The sequence below is a fragment of the Clostridium sp. CM039 genome (genome assembly GCF_055081075.1).
Window position 1 is genome coordinate 3,488,353 of sequence record NZ_CM143649.1, and the last position, 19,734, is coordinate 3,508,086.

The 19,734-nt window shown below is 31.6% G+C and carries 19 protein-coding genes; 14 read left to right on the plus strand and 5 right to left on the minus strand.

Translation table 11 applies throughout. From position 1 onward, the window contains the following. The first annotated feature begins 48 nt into the window (after window positions 1-48). Window positions 49-861, plus strand: coding sequence for a hypothetical protein (locus ACWJJ2_RS16365; RefSeq protein ID WP_462953546.1), 813 nt, complete (start codon window positions 49-51; stop codon window positions 859-861). 136 nt (window positions 862-997) lie between these two features. Continuing rightward, entirely contained in the window at window positions 998-1,879 is an 882-nt protein-coding gene (locus tag ACWJJ2_RS16370; RefSeq protein WP_216302604.1) for a DMT family transporter, read from the plus strand. Window positions 1,880-1,882: 3 nt separating this feature from the next. Here ACWJJ2_RS16370 and ACWJJ2_RS16375 read toward each other — a convergent pair whose 3' ends face one another. The 3 genes from ACWJJ2_RS16375 to ACWJJ2_RS16385 all read right to left on the minus strand — a co-directional run bounded on the left by ACWJJ2_RS16375 (window position 1,883) and on the right by ACWJJ2_RS16385 (window position 6,245). Further along, window positions 1,883-2,329, minus strand: a complete 447-nt coding sequence (locus ACWJJ2_RS16375; RefSeq protein ID WP_216302605.1) for a ferritin-like domain-containing protein — start codon at window positions 2,327-2,329, stop codon at window positions 1,883-1,885. 271 nt (window positions 2,330-2,600) lie between these two features. Next, window positions 2,601-3,659 (minus strand): lactonase family protein, encoded by a 1,059-nt coding sequence (locus ACWJJ2_RS16380; protein WP_216302606.1) that lies wholly within the window; start codon window positions 3,657-3,659, stop codon window positions 2,601-2,603. Window positions 3,660-4,073: 414 nt separating this feature from the next. Beyond that, complete coding sequence (locus tag ACWJJ2_RS16385; RefSeq protein ID WP_462953547.1) at window positions 4,074-6,245, minus strand: diguanylate cyclase; 2,172 nt, start codon at window positions 6,243-6,245, stop codon at window positions 4,074-4,076. 258 nt (window positions 6,246-6,503) lie between these two features. On the opposite strand from ACWJJ2_RS16385, the gene yidA reads away from it, so the two are divergent. After that, a complete protein-coding gene (gene yidA / locus ACWJJ2_RS16390) occupies window positions 6,504-7,328 on the plus strand; it encodes a sugar-phosphatase (protein WP_220286172.1) in 825 nt (274 codons plus the stop codon). Window positions 7,329-7,570: 242 nt separating this feature from the next. On the opposite strand, the gene ACWJJ2_RS16395 is transcribed toward yidA, so the two are convergent. Next, window positions 7,571-7,714, minus strand: a complete 144-nt coding sequence (locus tag ACWJJ2_RS16395; RefSeq protein WP_216302609.1) for a hypothetical protein — start codon at window positions 7,712-7,714, stop codon at window positions 7,571-7,573. Between the two features lie 229 nt (window positions 7,715-7,943). Here ACWJJ2_RS16395 and ACWJJ2_RS16400 point away from each other — a divergent pair, with 229 nt between their 5' ends. Next, on the plus strand, window positions 7,944-8,837 hold the full coding sequence (locus ACWJJ2_RS16400) for an N-acetylmuramoyl-L-alanine amidase family protein (protein ID WP_462953548.1): 894 nt from the start codon (window positions 7,944-7,946) through the stop codon (window positions 8,835-8,837). 65 nt (window positions 8,838-8,902) lie between these two features. On the opposite strand, the gene ACWJJ2_RS16405 is transcribed toward ACWJJ2_RS16400, so the two are convergent. Next, window positions 8,903-11,455 carry an FAD-dependent oxidoreductase gene (locus ACWJJ2_RS16405; protein ID WP_462953549.1) on the minus strand — a complete coding sequence of 851 codons (2,553 nt, stop codon included), beginning with the start codon at window positions 11,453-11,455 and terminating at the stop codon, window positions 8,903-8,905. A gap of 271 nt (window positions 11,456-11,726) precedes the next feature. On the opposite strand from ACWJJ2_RS16405, the gene ACWJJ2_RS16410 reads away from it, so the two are divergent. The 10 genes from ACWJJ2_RS16410 (at window position 11,727) to ACWJJ2_RS16455 (ending at window position 19,631) form a co-directional block, all read left to right on the plus strand. Continuing rightward, on the plus strand, window positions 11,727-12,617 hold the full coding sequence (locus ACWJJ2_RS16410) for a DegV family protein (protein WP_220320123.1): 891 nt from the start codon (window positions 11,727-11,729) through the stop codon (window positions 12,615-12,617). Window positions 12,618-12,666: 49 nt separating this feature from the next. Next, window positions 12,667-13,125, plus strand: coding sequence for a COG2426 family protein (locus ACWJJ2_RS16415; RefSeq protein WP_220286168.1), 459 nt, complete (start codon window positions 12,667-12,669; stop codon window positions 13,123-13,125). 557 nt (window positions 13,126-13,682) lie between these two features. After that, on the plus strand, window positions 13,683-14,036 hold the full coding sequence (locus tag ACWJJ2_RS16420) for a DUF6514 family protein (protein ID WP_165412522.1): 354 nt from the start codon (window positions 13,683-13,685) through the stop codon (window positions 14,034-14,036). Window positions 14,037-14,387: 351 nt separating this feature from the next. Then, a complete protein-coding gene (acpS, locus tag ACWJJ2_RS16425) occupies window positions 14,388-14,786 on the plus strand; it encodes a holo-ACP synthase (protein WP_220286167.1) in 399 nt (132 codons plus the stop codon). 141 nt (window positions 14,787-14,927) lie between these two features. After that, window positions 14,928-15,542 carry a germination lipoprotein GerS-related protein gene (locus ACWJJ2_RS16430; protein WP_462953550.1) on the plus strand — a complete coding sequence of 205 codons (615 nt, stop codon included), beginning with the start codon at window positions 14,928-14,930 and terminating at the stop codon, window positions 15,540-15,542. A 32-nt stretch (window positions 15,543-15,574) separates the two neighbouring features. Continuing rightward, window positions 15,575-16,735 carry an alanine racemase gene (gene alr, locus ACWJJ2_RS16435; RefSeq protein WP_216302615.1) on the plus strand — a complete coding sequence of 387 codons (1,161 nt, stop codon included), beginning with the start codon at window positions 15,575-15,577 and terminating at the stop codon, window positions 16,733-16,735. Between the two features lie 159 nt (window positions 16,736-16,894). Beyond that, complete coding sequence (locus ACWJJ2_RS16440; protein ID WP_165412526.1) at window positions 16,895-17,215, plus strand: CopG family ribbon-helix-helix protein; 321 nt, start codon at window positions 16,895-16,897, stop codon at window positions 17,213-17,215. Beyond that, on the plus strand, window positions 17,175-17,522 hold the full coding sequence (locus ACWJJ2_RS16445) for a type II toxin-antitoxin system PemK/MazF family toxin (RefSeq protein ID WP_071614469.1): 348 nt from the start codon (window positions 17,175-17,177) through the stop codon (window positions 17,520-17,522). The genes ACWJJ2_RS16440 and ACWJJ2_RS16445 overlap by 41 nt, the downstream gene beginning before the upstream one ends. Before the next feature lie 346 nt (window positions 17,523-17,868). Further along, the gene (locus tag ACWJJ2_RS16450) at window positions 17,869-18,693 is read left to right on the plus strand and encodes a transketolase (protein ID WP_216302616.1); all 825 of its coding nucleotides are present in this window, start codon (window positions 17,869-17,871) and stop codon (window positions 18,691-18,693) included. Further along, the gene (locus ACWJJ2_RS16455) at window positions 18,693-19,631 is read left to right on the plus strand and encodes a transketolase family protein (protein WP_216302617.1); all 939 of its coding nucleotides are present in this window, start codon (window positions 18,693-18,695) and stop codon (window positions 19,629-19,631) included. Before ACWJJ2_RS16450 ends, ACWJJ2_RS16455 begins: the two co-directional genes overlap by 1 nt. Window positions 19,632-19,734 lie beyond the last annotated feature (103 nt).

Consider the following 19,734-nt stretch of genomic DNA (forward strand, 5'->3'; position numbering starts at 1 on the left):
AGAAATTGTGGTAACATATATAAGTAAAAGGGGATTAAGGAGGGGAATATGGCTAGAAATAATAAATCAAAGAGAAGCAAACTAATATGGGTGCCAATTATTTTACTCGTGGCTCTGGCAATTTTTGCATGCTCGATATTATATAATGGTGAAGTAGTAGTTGAAAAAACGGCTTCTACAAATGTTATACAGGAACTTGAAAAAGACATACTGTTAAAAAGTGGGCAATTTGCAATAAATCAAGAGAATATGAATGCGTTGATTAATCTATATTTTAAAAAGCCTATAAGTAAGGGAGACATAACTATTAAGGAAATTAACACAAAAATAGGAAATGATAAAATTTTGATTGAGGCTCCATTCAGTTATAAGAATATTAATTTATTATTATCGTCCACGGGAAAGCTAGATGTTTCTAATGGTGAAATTACATACGTTGCTGATAATTTTAAAGTTGGAAAGCTAACATTACCTAAAGAACTTATAATGTCTCAAATTGCCAAGCAGAGTAATGATGTCTTTTATGTTGAGGATAATCTAATAAAAATTAAAACAGATATACTTCCAATTAAGATAAAGAGCTTTGCAATTAGAAATCATAAAATAATAGGAACGGTTGGATTTAAGGAAACAAAAACTCAATCCGAAGGTCTTGACACGACAAGCGACGAAGATATAGATAAGCAATTAGTAGCGGCAAAACAAAGAATACAAAGTGCCACTAAATATATGAATGAAACGAAAAAAGAACAAGCAAAAAACATTTTGAGTACAATAGAAGAAGTAAAAGGTAAATCTATAGAACAAAAGAAAGAAGTACTAAATTATATTAATAGTATAATTGATGAAGTTACTAATTAAATAATCTTCTGGGAGGCTGCAACATATTCGCAGCTAGAGACTTAACTACCAAAATACATTAGAGGTATTTTGGTAGTTTTATTTTTTTTGTTTGTGATAGAATGATACGTAGACATAAAGAAAGGGATGTGAACAAATGAAAAAGATAGATGGAATAATATATACAGTAGTATCTTCAGCGGCTTTTGGAGTTATGCCAATTCTCGCAAAAATAGCTTATACTGGGGGAGCGAATGCAACAACAGTGTTATTTCTTAGGTTCTTTATAGCTACTTTAATAATATTACTTTACATAGTTGTTACAAAAAAAGATTTTAAATTAAACAAGTCACAGCTAATGCACATTATTTTTTTGTCGATTATAGGATATACAGGCACATCTTATGCGCTGTTTTTATCATATAATTATATATCTGTGGGACTCGCTACTATTCTACATTTCGTTTACCCTGTGATAGTAACAGCTTTTTCAGTTATTTTGTACAAAGAAAAATTGCATTTAAGTAAAATTTTAGCGTTAATTTTATCAGTGCTCGGAATATATCTTTTAGTGGACAGTGGGAGCGCTTCATTAAATTTTAAAGGAGTTTGGCTTGCTCTTATTTCAGGTTTTTTCTATGCGTATTATATTGTTGGAGTTGCACATAGTGAAGTTAACAAAATCGATACGTTTGTACTAACTTTCTATTTAGCGTTTATAGCTGCGCTGTCAATTTTCATAATGGGCATGATTAATGGACAATTAGATTTTAATATAAAGCCATATAGTTTTTTAGCTTCCGGTAGCATCGCTCTAGTATCTACAGTTTTAGCTCTTACGATGTTTTTAAAGGGCATAAAAATAATAGGCCCTTCGAGTGCTGCGATATTAAGCACTTTAGAGCCTATAGTAAGCATTATACTTGGAGTTATAATTCTAAGTGAAAAGCTGTCCTTTACTATTGTAATTGGATGCATATTAATTTTATTCTCAGTAATAATCCTTACATTGGGACAAAGGGCGCGGGATAGCATGTAAATGTTATTTTTTGTTTAAGGTAAATAGATAATTGTATTTTACACTATGCTTTATTTCATCAGTTATAATGTTGAAAAGTATATCTCTATACATTGTACATGGAAGTCCTCTTCTGATTTCTCGATATCTTTCCACAGCACCCAGTTCACCAAATAATGCTTTTTTAATACCATCAAGGTAAGAAATAGGTTTCACAAATTCCTCATCGTCTTTAAGTAGTACATCTATTCCAGTGATGTTATTATATATTTGTCTAAACATTTTATTATGTCCACGTTCATCATCTCTTATAGATGCAATAATTTTTTTTTCATCGTCTGTAGGAGCAACGCTTATTAAGTAGTCATAGAACAATTCATCTTCTTTTTCACCTTGAACTGCCGCTCTAATACCTTCTAAGGAGTTTGATAATAAATTTGGATCATACGTAATATATGGATTTCCGTACATTTTAACCCTCCTTGTAGTGAGTTAGTTGTAGGTAACAACTATTAATTGTTAAACCACTATTATGCATAATATGAAGAACGTATGATATTTGTTACTAGGTGGTAGTAGAATCAAAATGTATGAATACAATATATTTAAATAATTAATTGGTGTAAGTGGAAAAATAGAGAAGTAACACAATTACACTTGTGTTACTTTCAGATGATATACTTTAAAAGTAAAAACAGTTTTTATTGTTTACATTCATTTTAAAAGCATAATTTATTGATATTTAGAGTATTGCTAATCCTTGTGCACCAATTTGTGGTAATTTTGTATCTTGATAAATCTGTAATAGAACTAAATGTCCATTATTATCAATTTTAAACACACTGATTGAGCCTTCGCCACCATTTAAAACATAAAAGTTTTTGCCATACATGTCTATTCCACTATCAATCGGACTTCCTGTTCTATTAGGTGTACTTGGTATACTTTCTACAACAGTAAGAGTTCCTCCATTCATAATACGATATCGAGTTATTGTGCCACTACCAGGGTTAGAGGTATAAGCATAATGCTCATTGGGATCAACTGAAACCCAACAAGTGGCTGTTTGATTATTTAAGACAGAACCGCTAATAACATCAAGAACTCCATTATTCATAACCCTATAAGAGGATAATGCATTTGTACCTACCTCACTAACTACCAAAAGATTATTATTAAGATAAGCTGAGCCAAAAGGACCTACACCATTAGATGGGGTTACAGTTGGACCATTTAGCCTTCCATTGCAATCTACATTGTAAACACTGAGATTATTGGTTACAGCTTCACTTACAACAAGTTTATTATTGTAAGGTCTTGAAACAATACATTTTGGTTGAGCATCACTGGAACTCAATGGTCTTTGAGAACCGTTTATAATGCTAAGGTGTCCATCTGAATCAATATGAAATCCAGTAACATTAGCAGTGGATTGAGGTGGGTTACCGGCATTTGTTACATAAATATTGTAGTTATTTATAGTTAGGCTGTTAGGAAAAATACCACCTGATGGCACTACTTCAATAAGAGATAGGCCCCCTTGACATACGCGAAAACTACTTATATTATTACTGCCAGCGTTAACCACAAAGAGAAATTTACGGTCAGAGGATAAAGCAATTGACCCTTGAGAACCAAGAGGATCTACTTGTTGCAAGCCTGTCCCATTTCCACCTGTTCTAAAAGCTTTTGGACATGATAAAGTTCCCATGTTATCGCGAATAAAAGCAACAACACTGTTATTTATTTCATTTGTCATAGAAAATACCATACTAATACAATTATTTTCATTACAAGACATTTTATCAGTCTCCTTTAAATTATAGCTGAATGTAAAATCCAACTACAATTCATATTATGTATCATCGGTAAAATAGTGCTCTAAAATAAAAGTTTTATAATGTTTTTAAAATAATCGTATTTGGGTTACCGGATACAGTATATGAAATGGATGGAGGAAAAATCAAATCGAAAAGATGATATGACCTAGTTTACATTGCTGGCATTCTTGTAAGTTAAGCAACATTCTAGCTCTTCCTCACTGTATCAAATAAATAATTCCAAGCATTTCTGATATTGTAAATTTGTTGCTCGTCACTGACTTTATGATCACCTATAGTAATCCCAGCATTTTCATTAGTTCCTCCTTTACGCTACATTTTTTTATTATATAGGAACAACTTGCGGAAAACAATGTGGATAACTTTTTTCTAATTCACTCAGCGGTGTATAAATTACTCTTAGAGTCCAAATTTATTGATACAACTTTATTTTTACCAAGAGCCTTTGCTCGGTACATGGCTTTATCCGCTGCTATGCATAAATAATTCAAATCTTGAACAGTAGGAGTAAGTGTAGCAACTCCAAGGCTTGAGGTGATAGGTATTGAATCTGATGTTCTAATAATTAAAGGATTATTTTCTATAGCACTGCGCAGATTTTCTCCGATTATTTCAGCACCTTCAAAGGAGGTGTTAGGTAATAATATAATAAATTCTTCACCCCCAAAACGACCTAAAACATGATTTTCACTTAGATTTTCTAAGCAAATTTTCGATAGACGTTTTAAAACTAAGTCTCCAGTATGGTGGCCTAGGCTATCGTTAATTTTTTTGAAATCGTCAATGTCAATCATAATGAATGAAATAGGTTGTAGCAATAATTTAGCCTTATCAAAGCTTATATTTGCAAGTTCAAAAAAACTTCGTCTGTTGTACAAATTAGTTAGAGAGTCAATGCAAGCTAGCTTTTTAGCTTTGCCATGCAAGGTAGCATTTTCTATAGCCATTCCTGCATGGTGGGAAAAGGATAAGGCTATATCACAGTGATTCTTAGTATAAATGTTTTTTTGAACTGAATCTAATGTTAAGATTCCAATGATTTTATTTTTAAAGATTATAGGGATGCCCATCCAACTTTCAATATTGGGTAGACCTATATAATGCGTAAAACGTGGATCTTGTTTAACGTTCGAAACTAATAAAGTAGTATTAGTTTCATATATTTCTTTAAATAGCTTATCATCTTTTTTACTTATGTGAATTTTGTATACCTCATTTATGTTTTTGAAACCAGTTCCCGCCATAATATTGAAATGGTTGTTTTCTTCCATGAAAAATGATGCGCTGTCATAAGGCACTAATTGTTTTAAATTTTTTAATAATTTATCTAGAACTTCTTCTAAATTCAAGGTTGAATTTAGAAGAAAGGTAGATTCTCTAAGCTTCTCTCTTAAAAGACACTCTTCATTTTCCTTAGATAAAGTTTCGATTTTTTTATATGCTTTAGAATGATTCATTGCCAATATAAAAGTATTTAAAAGTACGATAATGAAGAATCCTAATAAAGAATAGTCATTTAAATTATTGAATATTTGAAATATCCTAAGGAGTTTTGAAGCAATTAGTGGGGAAATAAAAACAGTAGTAACTATAAAGAATAGGGAAAAAAAGTTATAGATTATTATAATTTTTTTTGAGTAATTTAGTTTAAAAACTACGCATGTGTAAATAAGTATAAAATAAACTGCTGCATAGAAAGTTAAGTAGTCCAGTTTAAGAGCTAGGCTATAGCTTACGTTATCATATAAGGTTAAAAAATAATTGTTACCAACAGTTAAGGCCCTTAAAGATGCAATTATGCAAAAAATACCAAAATAAAGATTAGAAGTATCATCTATTCTAAAAGCATATAACCATAAGTGATATAAGCCCATTATAAGCAGTATACCAAAGTAAAAAAATCCAAGTGCAATTGATGCGTCTCTTTTATTCGACATTTGGGACTGCAATCCTAGATAAATATTGCCACGGGTACCTCCTTCTCTAAAGTTATGATTTGAAATTTGAAGTACTAAATGTATTTTGTCATTATTATTCATAAAATAGCTGGTAATTGGAAGAGATTTAGGAAGCTCGGAAGAACTACTTTTGCCAACAATACCATTAGATGAAAAGAGCTGTCCATTAATCCATAATTTATATGAAGATAACATGGGAGGAAGACTTATGCCTAAAAGTGTATCTTTATATTTTGAATTTAAATTTATTGTTAAACTATATGTAGCATAACCATTAGAATCATAATTTTTATTATATTTATTCCAAGGCATTGGCATTTCTATATAAGAGGGAAGGGGAGAATTATTAGTAAAATCTTTTGGCGATAGTAATTGCTGACAGTAAAATTGCCATTGCCCGTCAAGGGAAGTATATCCATCTTTATGAAAATCCCAATTTGAAAGTTCAAGTACTCCTTTTTGTGAAGGAATATTTGAAGATGCATTGGGCGTAGCCAATTTATTTAAGGAGAAAACGACATATAATAATGCTGCTAAAATAAGGATAGATAGAGTAATAATCAGTGGTTTTTCTTTTTTTAGCATCATATATATAACCTCCTTGTAAGTGTAAGTGTGCTATTTTACATATTATAGTCAGTATATTACCTAAGTATAGTAAAAATGACATTATTTTATGTGGAACTTAACGGTATGATATGCTTTAATTCATAATAAATATATGAATTTAGTTATTTTGAATGTAAAATTACCGGAGAATTTATAGAGAATGAAATCCATTACTTATAAAATTATATGTTATACTTAAACTGGTCTAAGAAATGTTTTTAACACGGAGGTAATTGAATGTATAAATTAATAGCACTAGATATGGATGGAACATTATTAAATGATAAAAAACAAATTTCACAAGTGAATTTTGACGCAATACAACAAGCAAAAAAAAATGGAATAAAAGTTGTACTAGCATCAGGAAGACCTTTAGTTGGGTTTAAAAGATATTTAGAAGAACTTAACTTAATTTCAGAAGATAATTATGCAGTAGCATTTAATGGAGCTTTAGTTCAAAATACTGAAGGTAACAGAACGATAGCTAAAACAACATTAACTATTGAAGATTATAAATATTTGTATGAATTAAGCAAAGAGCTAAAGGTGAATATACATGCATTAACAGAGAATACGGTAATTTCGCCTAAGGATACTAAATACACTAGAAATGAAGCAGAAATGAATCATATTTCTAATGAGGTAATAGCTGTTGAGGATGTAGAAGAAGGTACTACTATAGTTAAGGTTATGTTTGTGGACGAGCCAGACATTATAGATGAAGTAATGCAAAGAATTCCTGAAGAAGTAAGTGATAAGTACACAATAGTTAGAAGTGCACCTTTCTATTTAGAGTTTCTTCATAAATCAGTTAATAAAGGTACAGGGGTAGCGGCTCTAGCGAAGGAGCTAAATATTAAACAAGAAGAGGTTATATGCATAGGAGATGCAGGTAATGATATTCATATGATTAAATATGCCGGCTTAGGAGTTGCTATGGGGAATGCATTCCCAGAAGTTAAAAGAGCTGCAAATTTTATAACTAAAACTAACGAGCAAGATGGGGTTGCACATATTATTAATAAGTTCATTTTAAATGGCGAAGAAGAATTCGCGATATAAAAGATATTAAATAATAATAATTATTGACAAATAGGAAAAATTAATATACAATAACACTATAGAAACTTCTAATACATATAGTACTAATAATCTTTATCCCCCCAAGGAAGAGACTAAGTTAATGCTAGAACCCAATCCCTTTATTTAAACAAATATAAAAAAGCTAGCAAAATTTAATTTTGCTAGCTTTTTATTTTTTTGTATAGATATTTTAGGTTTTTCTCTTGATTTACTGACCTATTCTAATGATGCAATATTATAGTGCTAGTTAAGGCATCGCTAGGTTCTAGTAGGACTTTTTCTAAGTTCTGGAGATCCTCTATTTTATTAGCTTTTTCTATTTTATCACGGTCTTCATCGTAATATATATCGTCTTTGTGTGGCATTAAAATTCCTCCTTTTTAAAATTTGATTACTAATGTTATTATCTTAGGCTTTTTAGCTCGTCGTAATACTATGAAATTTTTGGAATATAATGTACAAAACATAACAGTGAACATATGCTTTTTTATTTTAGCTGCTAATCTGATATAATTATGGTTATGTTAATAAATAAATGGGGAAATAAGCAATAATATTTTTTGTTGTATGCAGAGAAAGGCTGGGGGATTTAAAATGTTAAAAAAGAAAAAAATAATATTAGCGTTCATGTGTTTAGCTATTTTGGGTGGTGCATTATATAGTACAAACTATGCCGTAAAAAAACATGAAAGATCTGTACAAACTATGAAGATTAAAGAAGAAGCATTAACTAAAGCTAAAGAAGAAAAATTAGCGAAAGAAGAAGAAGAAGCAAAAGCAAAAGAAGAAGCAAAAGCAAAAGCTTTGATAGAGAAAAAATCACAGATTAAAACTGATGAAGATAAGAAAAGCTCAATTGGAAGTTCTCAAAAAGTTGTTGTTATAGATCCAGGACATGGCAGTGTTACTAGTAGCAAAAAAGAGCAACAAGATCCAGGTTCAAGTACAATGAAAGTAATTGAACCGGGTGGTGCTCAGGGTGTTAATACAAGAACTCCTGAATACGTGGTTAATATGGCGGTAGCAGTTAAACTCAAAAGTGTACTACAGGAAAAAGGATATACTGTAAAAATGACTAAAACGCAAAATAACATAGTTATGGGAAGTAAAGCAAGGGCCGAGTTCGGCAACGATAATCAGGCGGATTTAGTTATAAGAATCCATGCGGATGGAGATGATAATTCATCTGTTAAAGGAGCATCAATGCTTGTACCTGCAGATACTAAAAATACAAATGCCATATATAAGACAAGTAAAAAATATGGAGAGATAGTTTTTAGTAGTTTAATTAATAAGGTTGGTATGAAGGATAGAGGCGTTGTGGAAAGAAATGATATGACAGGATTTAATTGGTCTAAGGTACCTGTTATTTTAGTGGAAATGGGTTTTCAATCTAATGCTTCTGAGGATAAATTGCTTGCAAGTGACTCTTACCAAGATAAGATAGCGAGGGCATTGGCAGAGGGTATTGATCAGGCACTAAAGTAAAAGTATAATTAATAAAATAAAAAAGGCACATAAGACCGTAAAGTCATATGTGCCTTTTTGTCTTATTAGATCAAAGATTCCTTCATTACTTCTTCAAGTGATTTTGACTCCTCAATGTCACTTATTAGTTTGGCGGAGGATTTGTTGTCTCCAATTATAATTCCACCGGTTATGATGTCTTTATTGAAGAACAATTTTTTGTATAGGTTGTTTTCACTATCTTTCGAGCTAATAGCTTTAAATTGATTCTTTGAAATCTCACCTACAGATAATAGTTCTAGGCCCATGGCGTTAAAGGATATAACACCAAGTGCGTGCACATAGGATTTATTATCTCCTACTGCGTTTATACCTGCAATCTTACCCATGTCTACAGCGGCAGGCCAATTTCCATATACGGTGCCTTCAAATTCTGCAATGTCACCGCAGGCATATATGCCACTAATATTAGTTTCCATATTTTCATTGACTAGTATGCCTCTGTTAGTTTTTATATTAGTGTTATCAGCTATGTTTTTGTTTGGTGCAATACCTGTTGAAAATAGTACTAAGTCTGCATCTATTGTTTTTCCACTTTTGAGTGTAACTGATGTAACACCGTTTTCACCGTTTATAAGATTTACTGAATCTCCCAATATAATTTCAATATTTTCGTTTTCAACTGCAGTTTTAAGTATAAGGCTACCTTCACTATCTAATTGCTTAACAAGTAGGGAATCACTAAATTCAACTACTGAAACTTTGAGGCCAGCCTTTTTTATTTCATATGCAGCTTCAAGACCTAAAAGTCCACCACCTACAATAACTACGCTTTTGGAGGTCTTCATCTTATTCTTAATGGATTCTAAATCCTTTAGACTTCGCAGTGTGAATACTCCTTGTTTATCTACTCCTTCTACAGGAATCATATGGTTTTTACTCCCATTTGCTAATATTAGTTTATCGTAACTTATAGCGCTACCACCCTCAAGTAATATTTGCTTTTCTTCAGGGTTTAAGCTTTGAACTTGCACTCCTAAGGTAAGCTTTATATTGTTATCCACATACCACTCTTTTGGAGAGAGGTAGAAAGTATCATCTTTAAGGTCTTCACTTATGCCATCGGAAATTGAAGGTCTGTAATAGGTTAATTGTGATTCATTAGATATCATTTCTATAACGCATTGTTTGTTTCTTTTTCTTATGGCATCAGCAGCATAATATCCAGCAGCGCCGTTACCAATAATTAAGAATTTTTCTTTTTTATCAGAACTAAAGGTAATTACATCTTCTGATACTTGAATAAATTGATCAGCACTTGCACCACAAGCAGGGCATATTTCAGGTGGTTTCTCTCCATCAAATTCTTCGCCGCAAACGATGCATTTCCATCGTTTCTCCGTAGAAGGTTTAGCGGGACTGTTTTTTATTTTAATTTTTTCAGCTATTTTCTCCGCAAAACTTTCTCCAAATTTAAAGGCAAAGTTTAAATCTTTTTCAGAAGGTTTAAATTTAAATTTCATAGAAGGATATAAATCTAGATTAATTTGTTTTAATCTATCCTCTATATTTGGAACAGCTTCACCACTCCAACCATAAGAACCAAATGCGGAGGCTACTTTTCCACCATGAACTATAGGATTTAAATTTACTAGAATATCCCATATTGGTTTTAGGGCATCTCCATTTATGGTAGGAGAACCAAAAATTATTCCTTCAGACTTATCTATGCTTTTTAAAATATCATTCATATCATGATAGATAACATCATACATGTTAACTTTGAAATTACTATTGGATTTTATACCTTCTTCTATTTTTTTAGCTACAGTTTCAGTATAGCCATAAGCTGAAACGTAGCATAAGGTAACCTGTGTTTCGTCTTGGGGTGATTTTTCGGGAAGGCTCCACTGTTTGTATTGATTTACGACACTTAAGGGATCTTCTCTTAAAATAGGACCATGACCTGGGCATATTATATCTATTGGCAGGTCCTTTATTTTATCTATAGCTTTTAACACATAAGGTTTAAAGGGTCCCATAATAGAGTCAAAGTAATATTTTAAGGCTTCACAATAATCTTCTTGGTTTCGGTTTAAATCATTATACATCGCATCACTTGCGTAGTGACTTCCAAAGGAATCACAAGTGATAAGTAGCTTGTCTTGTGCAACATAGGTATAAATTGAATCTGGCCAGTGAAGAAAAGGTGCTGAAATAAAAGATAAGGTTTTATTTCCAAGACTTAGACTATCGCCGTCTCCTACAGTTATATATTCAAAATCTCTATTTATGATTTCTTTAAGAAATCCAATTGCTGCAGGTGATCCTACTACTTTAGCATTTTTAGCAATTTCTAAAAGTTTTCCTACTGAGCCTGCATGGTCTGGCTCAGTATGATCTACTACTATATAATCAATGTTTTCTATATTAATGTCTAAAGATTTTAATCTTTCTAGATATTCATCAAAAAATTTCTCTTTTACTGTTTCAAATACTGCAGTTTTTTCACTACCTTTTACTACATAAGAGTTATAAGTAGTACCAAAAGGGGTATACATAATTATATCAAAAATTCTAAGATTAGGGTCTAGTGCACCTACCCAGTAAATATCCTTTGTCACTTCTAATGCATTCATTTATATCGCTCCTTTAATAACTATTCGAAAATAATAGTTATTGCTATAAAGTATAGTATAGGAATATTTAGAAAGCAATAACAATTTACCAATTTAGAGCAATTTTATTTTACAGTAAACGCTTTTTATGCTATAGTTTTTAAATGATTGTGTAACAAATTTGAAGAATTATAAAGAAAAATGGCAAAACATTTTTTTATGTGAAAAAGATGTATTTTCCTTCTTAAAGGTTGCCACAATATGATTAATATAAAACGTAGGAGGAATGCAAATGAGAGATTTTGTTATTATGACAGATTCTTGCTGTGATTTGCCCAAGGAATACATTTACGGTAATAATATCCCTTTTGCTATGTTGCCATTTAGTTACAATGGTAGAGAGTACTTAGATGATTTAGGACAAAGCCTAAGTCACAAACAATTTTTTGATGACCTTCGGGAGGGAGCATTACCTAATACCTCTCAAGCAAATTCTGAAAGCTTCTATAAAATTTTCAAATCAGCTGTAGAAAATGGTAAGGATGTAATTTATATTGGAGTGTCTTCAGGCCTTAGTGGCACCTATAACAGTGCTAATATTGGTAAAACTGCTATATTAGAAGAGTTCCCTAATTCGTGTATATATATTGTTGACGTGTTAACAGCATCACTGGGTCAAGGTCTTATGGTTAAAAAAGCCGTGGAAATGAAAAATGAAGGCTACACTTTGGAGAAGATTGTATGCCAAATAGAAGAAAACATACAAAATTTAAATACTTACATCACTGTGCAGGATTTAAATTTTTTAAAAAGAGGTGGAAGGATATCTAATGTAGCGGCTACTCTAGGGCTAGTACTACATATAAAGCCTATACTTACTATTAACCAGGTCGGACGTGTAATGCCAGTACTCAAGGTTCGAGGGCGTAAAAAATCTCTAACTAAGCTTGCAGAAATAGTGAAGGAGAAGATTAAAAATCCTGAAACTCAAACTATAGCTATCTGTCATGCAGATTGTTATGATGAAGCTGTAAGACTTAAAGAGGAAATACTCGCAAAGGTTGTGGTTAAAGAAGTAATTATTCATTATATCGGACCAGTAGTTGGAAGATTTAGTGGCCCAGGGGCTCTGGCAGTGTTTTTCATCGGTGAGAGCAGACAACATCACGTAATAGATATTTAAAATTTTGAAAAATAATTACGAAGATAATTTATAAATAAGGAGAATTTATATGAATTGGTTAAATGTATTATTGTTATCCGCAGTGCCTCTTATGGAGCAGAAAGGTGCTATACCTCTTGGAATAAATTTGTACAATATGAATCCAATAGTAGTATTCCTATTAAGTTTTGTTGGAAGTTTGCTTCCGGTTCCCTTTGTATTGATATGTTTTAATAAAATATTTGAATTGTTAGGTAAATATAAGTTAACTAGTGGTATATATAATCTAATTGATAAAAAAATAAGCAAGAACAAATCTAAATTTGAAAAGTTTGAAGAAATAGCGCTTATAACTTTTATAGCGATACCTCTTCCTACCACAGGCGTTTGGACAGGGACTGCGATAGCTGCTTTTTTAAAGTTGGATTTTAAAAGATCTGTCATGTGTGCTGTTGTAGGATCTTTCCTATGTGGACTTATTATTACAGGATTATCTGTAGCATTCCCAGCGTTTTTAAAGATGCTATAAATTATGATCCCTTACCAATAGGTAGCTTACCTATTGGTAAGGGGTTATTTATTTTTATTGAGGATTATAGTAAAGATGAGTGTACTGTAGTTATTACAGCATTATCAATATTGGAATATTTATGAAAATTAATTGGGGCTTATAGATATAAAATGGTTAAGAGAATAAAGGAAAAAAATACAATTACGTAATGAAATTAAAGAATAGAGAAAATAGTGAATAGAATACCAGATTATCATGACAAATGTTTACATTATAATCATAATTTTCATAATAATGAAGGTGATTATAAAGAATAGTTCTAATTTGCTAAAAAATATTCGATTTTATATTAAAAACTTTTAGTTATATTTATTATAATTTCGACAAAATAATCTAGCTCATATATATGTGGATGGTTTACTATTCTTTATTAATCGTGGCATTATGGGTGGAAAAGGTTTAAGTTGTCATTTTAAAGAGATAATATATGTGAAACGCATTTCATAAAGTGACAGATTATTTTGAAAAGTAATGTTAATGTATTCTCATAACATAAGTATAGGGGGAAAACATATATGGTAGTTATAGAGAATTTATTAAGAAAAGTAACAGATGGTGATGTAAACCATAATTATTTTTATAGGTTAGTAAAAAGTCAAATTTCCGTTTCAATGTATGGTGAACTTACTGAAATACAAGCTTATGGTATTGAAATAGAAAGACAGGACATAGTTGATGGATCAGTGGTAGGTATACAAAGAGATTGCGTAGAAAACATAAGCCCACAAAGACATAAAGTTAAGAATCTTTTAAAAATGTTATATGACAATACGGTATCACCTATTCACATGATTGACATATTGGGTGATTATATTGATGAATATACTAGTGACTTTGATGAGATTTTAAAAAATATAGCTACTTGCTAATATTTAATTAGTCTAACATATGAGGAAACTGAACCTCTTCCTGAGGAGAATGCTCCTCTTTTTGGTTTACAATGGAAAGTTATGAGACTGTTATAAAATTACTCCAAAAGAACAATGCAGCTGAAAACTATATATTCTTAGTATAACAATTTTTTAATGATGACAATATTATAATTATTGTAAAAATAAAATAATAGATCAATTTGTACAATAAATAATCAAAATTGTATTATATTATTGTTGTAGTAGGAGTATTATATATAGATATCTAATGATAAAATTAACAGCTGTATTTTACGAAATACAAAAACTAAACTTATAAATATAGATCAATGAGTGGGAGTGATGGTTATGATTCTTGGTGTCGGTACTGATATTGTTGAAATACGACGGATAAAAAAGGCTATGGAGAGCAATGAGAAGTTTTTAGAGAAGATCTTCACAACAGTTGAATTAGAATATCTTAAAAGCAGAAATTTAAGGGCAGAATATGTGGCCGGAAGGTTTGCTGCTAAAGAAGCAGTAGCAAAAGCTTTAGGGACAGGATTTAGAGGATTTGATTTTAAAGATATTGAAATTGACAGGACAACCCTTGGAAAGCCTGTAGTGAGCTTAAAGGGGAAGGCAAAGTTAATAGCCAAAAAAGAAGGGGAATACAATATTCACCTTAGTATATCTCATGGAGAAGACAGTGCTGTGGCTTATGCTATAGTGGAAGCTACAAAAAAGATTGAAGAAGTTTGTAAGTAGAGACGGGCATTATTCATTGGAATTAGTTATTTTAGTAATAGTATGCAACTATTAGTAATAGATTAGTAGTAGAATATTTCGTTAGATATCTAACAATTGAAAATTCTTTTGCATCTTTAGAGAAACGCTAGGAGGATAACAATGAAAAGAAATTCACTATTAATTTTAAGCTTTTTGCTGATTTTAAGCTCGCTATTATTAACTTCATGCTATAAGAAACCAAAGGATACTAATGATATTACAACATTTTTAAAAAACATGGAAAGTTATACTGCACAAATGAATATGGATGTAAAGAATGATAAACAGACAATTAATTATAAGGCAAAACAAACCTATTTAAGGGGAGGCGGATACAAGCTAGAGCTAAACAAAAACAGAGTATTTATTTTTAAAGCTGATGATAAAATTTATATTAGTGACAAAAACAATGGAACAAAGTATGTACAGAGCAAAGATTTTGATGAAGTCCTTAAATTAAGTTTTATTGGCGAATACATAGGATTATTATATACTAATGAGAAAATAGAATATGATATCAAAACCATTAATGGTATTGAATACACAGTAATTAACTTATTTATTCCTGGTAATAATAAAAATATTAATAAGGCGTTGCTTTATGTTAATACTAAAAGTATGTTGCCAGCTAGAATGGTTATTTATGATATCAATGATAAAGAAAAAATTGAGATAAAATATACGGATTTTCTTCCTAACGTAAAAATTGAACAATCAGAGCTTTCAGTTCGGTAGTGTTAGCTATAAATAACAAATGAGGTGAAGGCATGTTTAAACACTTAAGACCCGTGTGGGCAGAGATTGATTTAGATAAGTTAGCTCATAATATGAGAGAAATTAGGCGGGTAGCTAGAAGTGAGAATATTATAGCGGTTGTAAAAGCGGATGCCTATGGGCATGGAGCTGTAGACGTAGCACCGGTACTCATTAAAAATGGTGCCAATAGATTAGCTGTAGCAGAGCAAAGTGAAGCGGTGGAACTTAGGCGATCAGGTATAGAATGCCCAATAATGATTTTGGGGTTTACACCACCAAATTTAATCGATAATTTATTGAAATATGATATTGAACAAACAGTATTCTCTTATAAATTTGCAAGCAAGCTTTCGAGGATGGCTCAAAAGAAAAATAAGGTAGCTAGAATTCACATAGCGGTAGACACCGGTATGGGGAGGATAGGATATCTACCAAATGAGGAAAGCGCTGAAGAGGTATATAATATCAGCAAGCTACCTAACATAATCATAGAAGGGTTATTTTGTCATTTTTCTACAGCGGATGAAAAAGATAAGACCTATACTTATGATCAAGTAAAAAAATACGACGCTTTTTATGAAAAGTTAAAAGAGAAAAAAGTGTACATAAAAATGAGGCATATTGCTAATAGTGCTGCTATTATAGATTTGCCAGAAACTCATTATGAGGCAGTGCGGCCAGGGATAATAGTATATGGCTATTATCCGTCAGGCGAGGTAAATAAGGAAAACATAAGTTTAAAACCTGTAATGACATTAAAAACAAATGTAGTGCACATAAAAACACTACCTGCTGGAGAATATGTGAGTTACGGAAGAAAGTATAAAACAGAGAAGGAAAGCATTATAGCTACACTTCCAATTGGATATGCTGATGGGTATACAAGGCTCTTATTTCAAAAGGGAAAGGTTATATTGAGGGGGAAATTCGCTCCAGTAATAGGTAAAATTTGTATGGATCAGTGCATGATTGATGTTACTGAAATTGATGGAGCCAAAATTGGCGATGAGGTAATATTAATAGGTGAGGATGAAAATAATAAATTTACAGCAGACACAGTAGCAGAATTAATAGGGACGATAAACTATGAAGTAATCTGCATGATTGGAAAAAGAGTTCCAAGAGTTTATGTTAGTGAAGGTAGAGTTGTAAAGATAAAAACATATGTATAATATTCATGCATTATATGTAGAATGAACCATTTAAACATAAAATTACTTGTCGAAAAAAAACGAAAACGCGAATAATTTCTTTGACAGATTGACGTAGGTTGAATTATAATATATTCATACATATTGTTGCTTTACTTATTAGGAGGTATTAAATTTTCTATGTCAACTTCAAAGAAATTAGTAATAAACCTCTCAAAAAAACTTTACAGTGAATTTAATAAGATACTTTCGAAAGATTGTAAAAAAAGAAGTGAATTTATTCGGGAAGCTATAATACTATATATCGAGGGAAAGAAAAATCTTAAATATATAGATGAAATGAAACAAGGATATTTAGAAATGGCTGAGTTAAATTTAGAAATGGCTAATATGGGTTTTGAAATTGATATTAAAGATTTTAAAGAATACGAAGTTAAGCTTTCGGAGAGTGATTTGTCAAATGACAACAATAGTAAAAAGAGGAGATATATTTTATGCTGATTTGAGCCCGGTTGTAGGCTCGGAACAAGGCGGGATTAGACCTGTAATTATACTTCAAAATGATATTGGTAACAAGTACAGTCCCACTATTATTATTGCAGCTATTACTTCCCAGATAAATAAGGCGAAACTCCCTACTCATGTTGAAATTTCTTCAGAAGAGTATGGATTAAATAAAGATTCTGTAGTTTTGCTAGAACAAATAAGAACATTAGATAAAAAAAGATTAAAAGAAAAAATTGGTCATATGACTGATGGAGATATGAAAAAAGTAGATACTGCGCTTTTAATTAGTGTAGGGTTATAAAATAAATAATAAATAGTTTTATACGCAAAAAAAAGTATATATTACGTATAATGCATTGAAGCGAGATTTAGAACTTCTTATTTTATTTTTAATTAAGATGCGTTAAGAAAAACATATGGTTGAGCGAGATAGCGAGGCTATGTTTTTTAGCAGATTAATTTAAAATAAAATTAGTAGTTCTTAGGGAAGCGAATGCATTAATAGTAATATATACTTTTTCTTTTTTATTGTATTTTATAAAAGGTTTAAAAATTATGTTATAATAATTAAATAAGATAAATAGGAATGCAGGTAGATAACAATTATTGGTTCTTATCTACACCAAAGCAATATTAGGGGGAGACATATGGAGAAAACATTAGAACAATTAAAAGCAATTACTAAAGAAGTTAGGAAAGATATCGTAACTATGGTTACAAAGTCAGCGTCTGGGCACCCAGGTGGATCGTTATCTGCTGTGGAAATCATAACTACTTTATATTTTAATGAGATGAATGCGGGTCCAGAAAATAAGAATGATCCAGACAGAGATAGATTTGTACTTTCAAAGGGGCATGCGGCACCAGCATTATATAGCGTGCTTGCTAGAAAGGGATACTTTGATAAAAGTGAATTAATGGGACTAAGAAAACTTGGATCAATGCTTCAAGGACATCCTAATATGAATACTATTCCAGGGGTAGATATGTCTACAGGTTCTTTAGGCCAAGGGATTTCTGCTGCAGTAGGAATGGCATTAGCTGGAAAACTAGATAAAAAAGGATACAGAGTGTATTCACTGCTTGGAGATGGTGAACTTGCAGAAGGTCAAGTTTGGGAAGCAACTATGTCAGCTGCACACTATAAGCTTGATAATCTAACCGCTTTTGTAGATCATAATAGACTACAAATAGATGGTAAGGTTTCGGAAGTTATGGGTTCTGATCCAGTAGATGCTAAATTTGCAGCTTTTGGATGGAACGTTATTTCTATAGATGGACATGATCTTGTACAAATTAAAAGTGCTATAGAAGAAGCTAAAAAAACAAAAGGAAAACCAACAGTTATAATTTGCGAAACTGTAAAGGGTAAAGGTGTATCCTTCATGGAAAATGAAGCTAGTTGGCACGGAAGCGCTCCAAATAAAGAACAATGCCAAGAAGCAATAGACGAAATTGGAGGTACTGTATAATGGGTAAAGTTGCAACAAGAGAAGCTTATGGTAAAGCCTTAGCCAAATTAGGATTAGAAAATGAAAATATAGTTGTTTTAGATGCGGATTTATCTAAATCCACTAAAACTGCAGACTTTAAAAAAGTGGCTCCAGAAAGATTTATTAATATGGGTATCGCCGAAGGAAATATGATGTCCGTAGCTGCAGGACTTGCTTCTTGTGGCAAAATTCCTTTTGCAAGTACTTTTGCTATATTTGCAGCAGGAAGAGCTTTTGAACAAATAAGAAACTCTATTTGTTATCCAAAATTAAATGTTAAAATTTGCGCAACGCATGCTGGACTCACAGTAGGAGAAGATGGAGCATCTCATCAAGCAATAGAAGATATAGCTTTAATGAGAAGTATACCAAATATGGTAGTTATAAGCCCTAGTGATGATGTTGAAACGGAAGCTGCTATAAAGGCTATTATAAAGTACCACGGACCTTGCTATGTAAGGCTTGGAAGATCAGGTGTTTGCACAGTAAATGATGATCCTGAGTACAAATTCGAATTGGGGAAAGCTGTAACGCTTAGAAAAGGACATGATGCAACTATAATAGCTACAGGTATTATGGTAGATGCTGCTTTGGAAGCTTATAACATATTGGCTGAGGAAGGAATAAAGGTTAGGGTGCTTAATATACACACTATTAAACCTATTGATGAAGAGGCAATTATTGTTGCAGCTCGCGAAACTGGATTAATTGTTACCGCTGAAGAACATAGCATTATAGGCGGACTTGGATCGGCAGTAGCTGAGGTTGTTACGACTAATCATCCAGTACCAGTTATGAGAGTTGGAGTTAAAGATACCTTTGGTGAGAGTGGTAAGCCAGAAGAACTTTTAAAAGCATATGGATTAACTACAGATGAAATAGTTAAAGCTCTCAAAAAGGGTCTTTCCTTAAAATAATTTTAGAGACTTTTATGCACGTATGTATAAAAGTCTCTAAATAATTTATAGGATAATATTGTTTAACTATAATAAACTTTGTTTTTTAGGAAATCATAACGAG

Excerpts from the sequence above, each read along its gene's own strand:
- ACWJJ2_RS16365 (WP_462953546.1), top strand. The coding sequence starts at position 49 with ATGGCTAGAAATAATAAATCAAAGAGAAGCAAACTAATATGGGTGCCA.
- ACWJJ2_RS16370 (WP_216302604.1), top strand. The coding sequence starts at position 998 with ATGAAAAAGATAGATGGAATAATATATACAGTAGTATCTTCAGCGGCT.
- ACWJJ2_RS16375 (WP_216302605.1), bottom strand. The coding sequence starts at position 2,329 with ATGTACGGAAATCCATATATTACGTATGATCCAAATTTATTATCAAAC.
- ACWJJ2_RS16380 (WP_216302606.1), bottom strand. The coding sequence starts at position 3,659 with ATGTCTTGTAATGAAAATAATTGTATTAGTATGGTATTTTCTATGACA.
- ACWJJ2_RS16385 (WP_462953547.1), bottom strand. The coding sequence starts at position 6,245 with ATGATGCTAAAAAAAGAAAAACCACTGATTATTACTCTATCTATCCTT.
- yidA (WP_220286172.1), top strand. The coding sequence starts at position 6,504 with ATGTATAAATTAATAGCACTAGATATGGATGGAACATTATTAAATGAT.
- ACWJJ2_RS16395 (WP_216302609.1), bottom strand. The coding sequence starts at position 7,714 with ATGCCACACAAAGACGATATATATTACGATGAAGACCGTGATAAAATA.
- ACWJJ2_RS16400 (WP_462953548.1), top strand. The coding sequence starts at position 7,944 with ATGTTAAAAAAGAAAAAAATAATATTAGCGTTCATGTGTTTAGCTATT.
- ACWJJ2_RS16405 (WP_462953549.1), bottom strand. The coding sequence starts at position 11,455 with ATGAATGCATTAGAAGTGACAAAGGATATTTACTGGGTAGGTGCACTA.
- ACWJJ2_RS16410 (WP_220320123.1), top strand. The coding sequence starts at position 11,727 with ATGAGAGATTTTGTTATTATGACAGATTCTTGCTGTGATTTGCCCAAG.
- ACWJJ2_RS16415 (WP_220286168.1), top strand. The coding sequence starts at position 12,667 with ATGAATTGGTTAAATGTATTATTGTTATCCGCAGTGCCTCTTATGGAG.
- ACWJJ2_RS16420 (WP_165412522.1), top strand. The coding sequence starts at position 13,683 with ATGGTAGTTATAGAGAATTTATTAAGAAAAGTAACAGATGGTGATGTA.
- acpS (WP_220286167.1), top strand. The coding sequence starts at position 14,388 with ATGATTCTTGGTGTCGGTACTGATATTGTTGAAATACGACGGATAAAA.
- ACWJJ2_RS16430 (WP_462953550.1), top strand. The coding sequence starts at position 14,928 with ATGAAAAGAAATTCACTATTAATTTTAAGCTTTTTGCTGATTTTAAGC.
- alr (WP_216302615.1), top strand. The coding sequence starts at position 15,575 with ATGTTTAAACACTTAAGACCCGTGTGGGCAGAGATTGATTTAGATAAG.
- ACWJJ2_RS16440 (WP_165412526.1), top strand. The coding sequence starts at position 16,895 with ATGTCAACTTCAAAGAAATTAGTAATAAACCTCTCAAAAAAACTTTAC.
- ACWJJ2_RS16445 (WP_071614469.1), top strand. The coding sequence starts at position 17,175 with ATGACAACAATAGTAAAAAGAGGAGATATATTTTATGCTGATTTGAGC.
- ACWJJ2_RS16450 (WP_216302616.1), top strand. The coding sequence starts at position 17,869 with ATGGAGAAAACATTAGAACAATTAAAAGCAATTACTAAAGAAGTTAGG.
- ACWJJ2_RS16455 (WP_216302617.1), top strand. The coding sequence starts at position 18,693 with ATGGGTAAAGTTGCAACAAGAGAAGCTTATGGTAAAGCCTTAGCCAAA.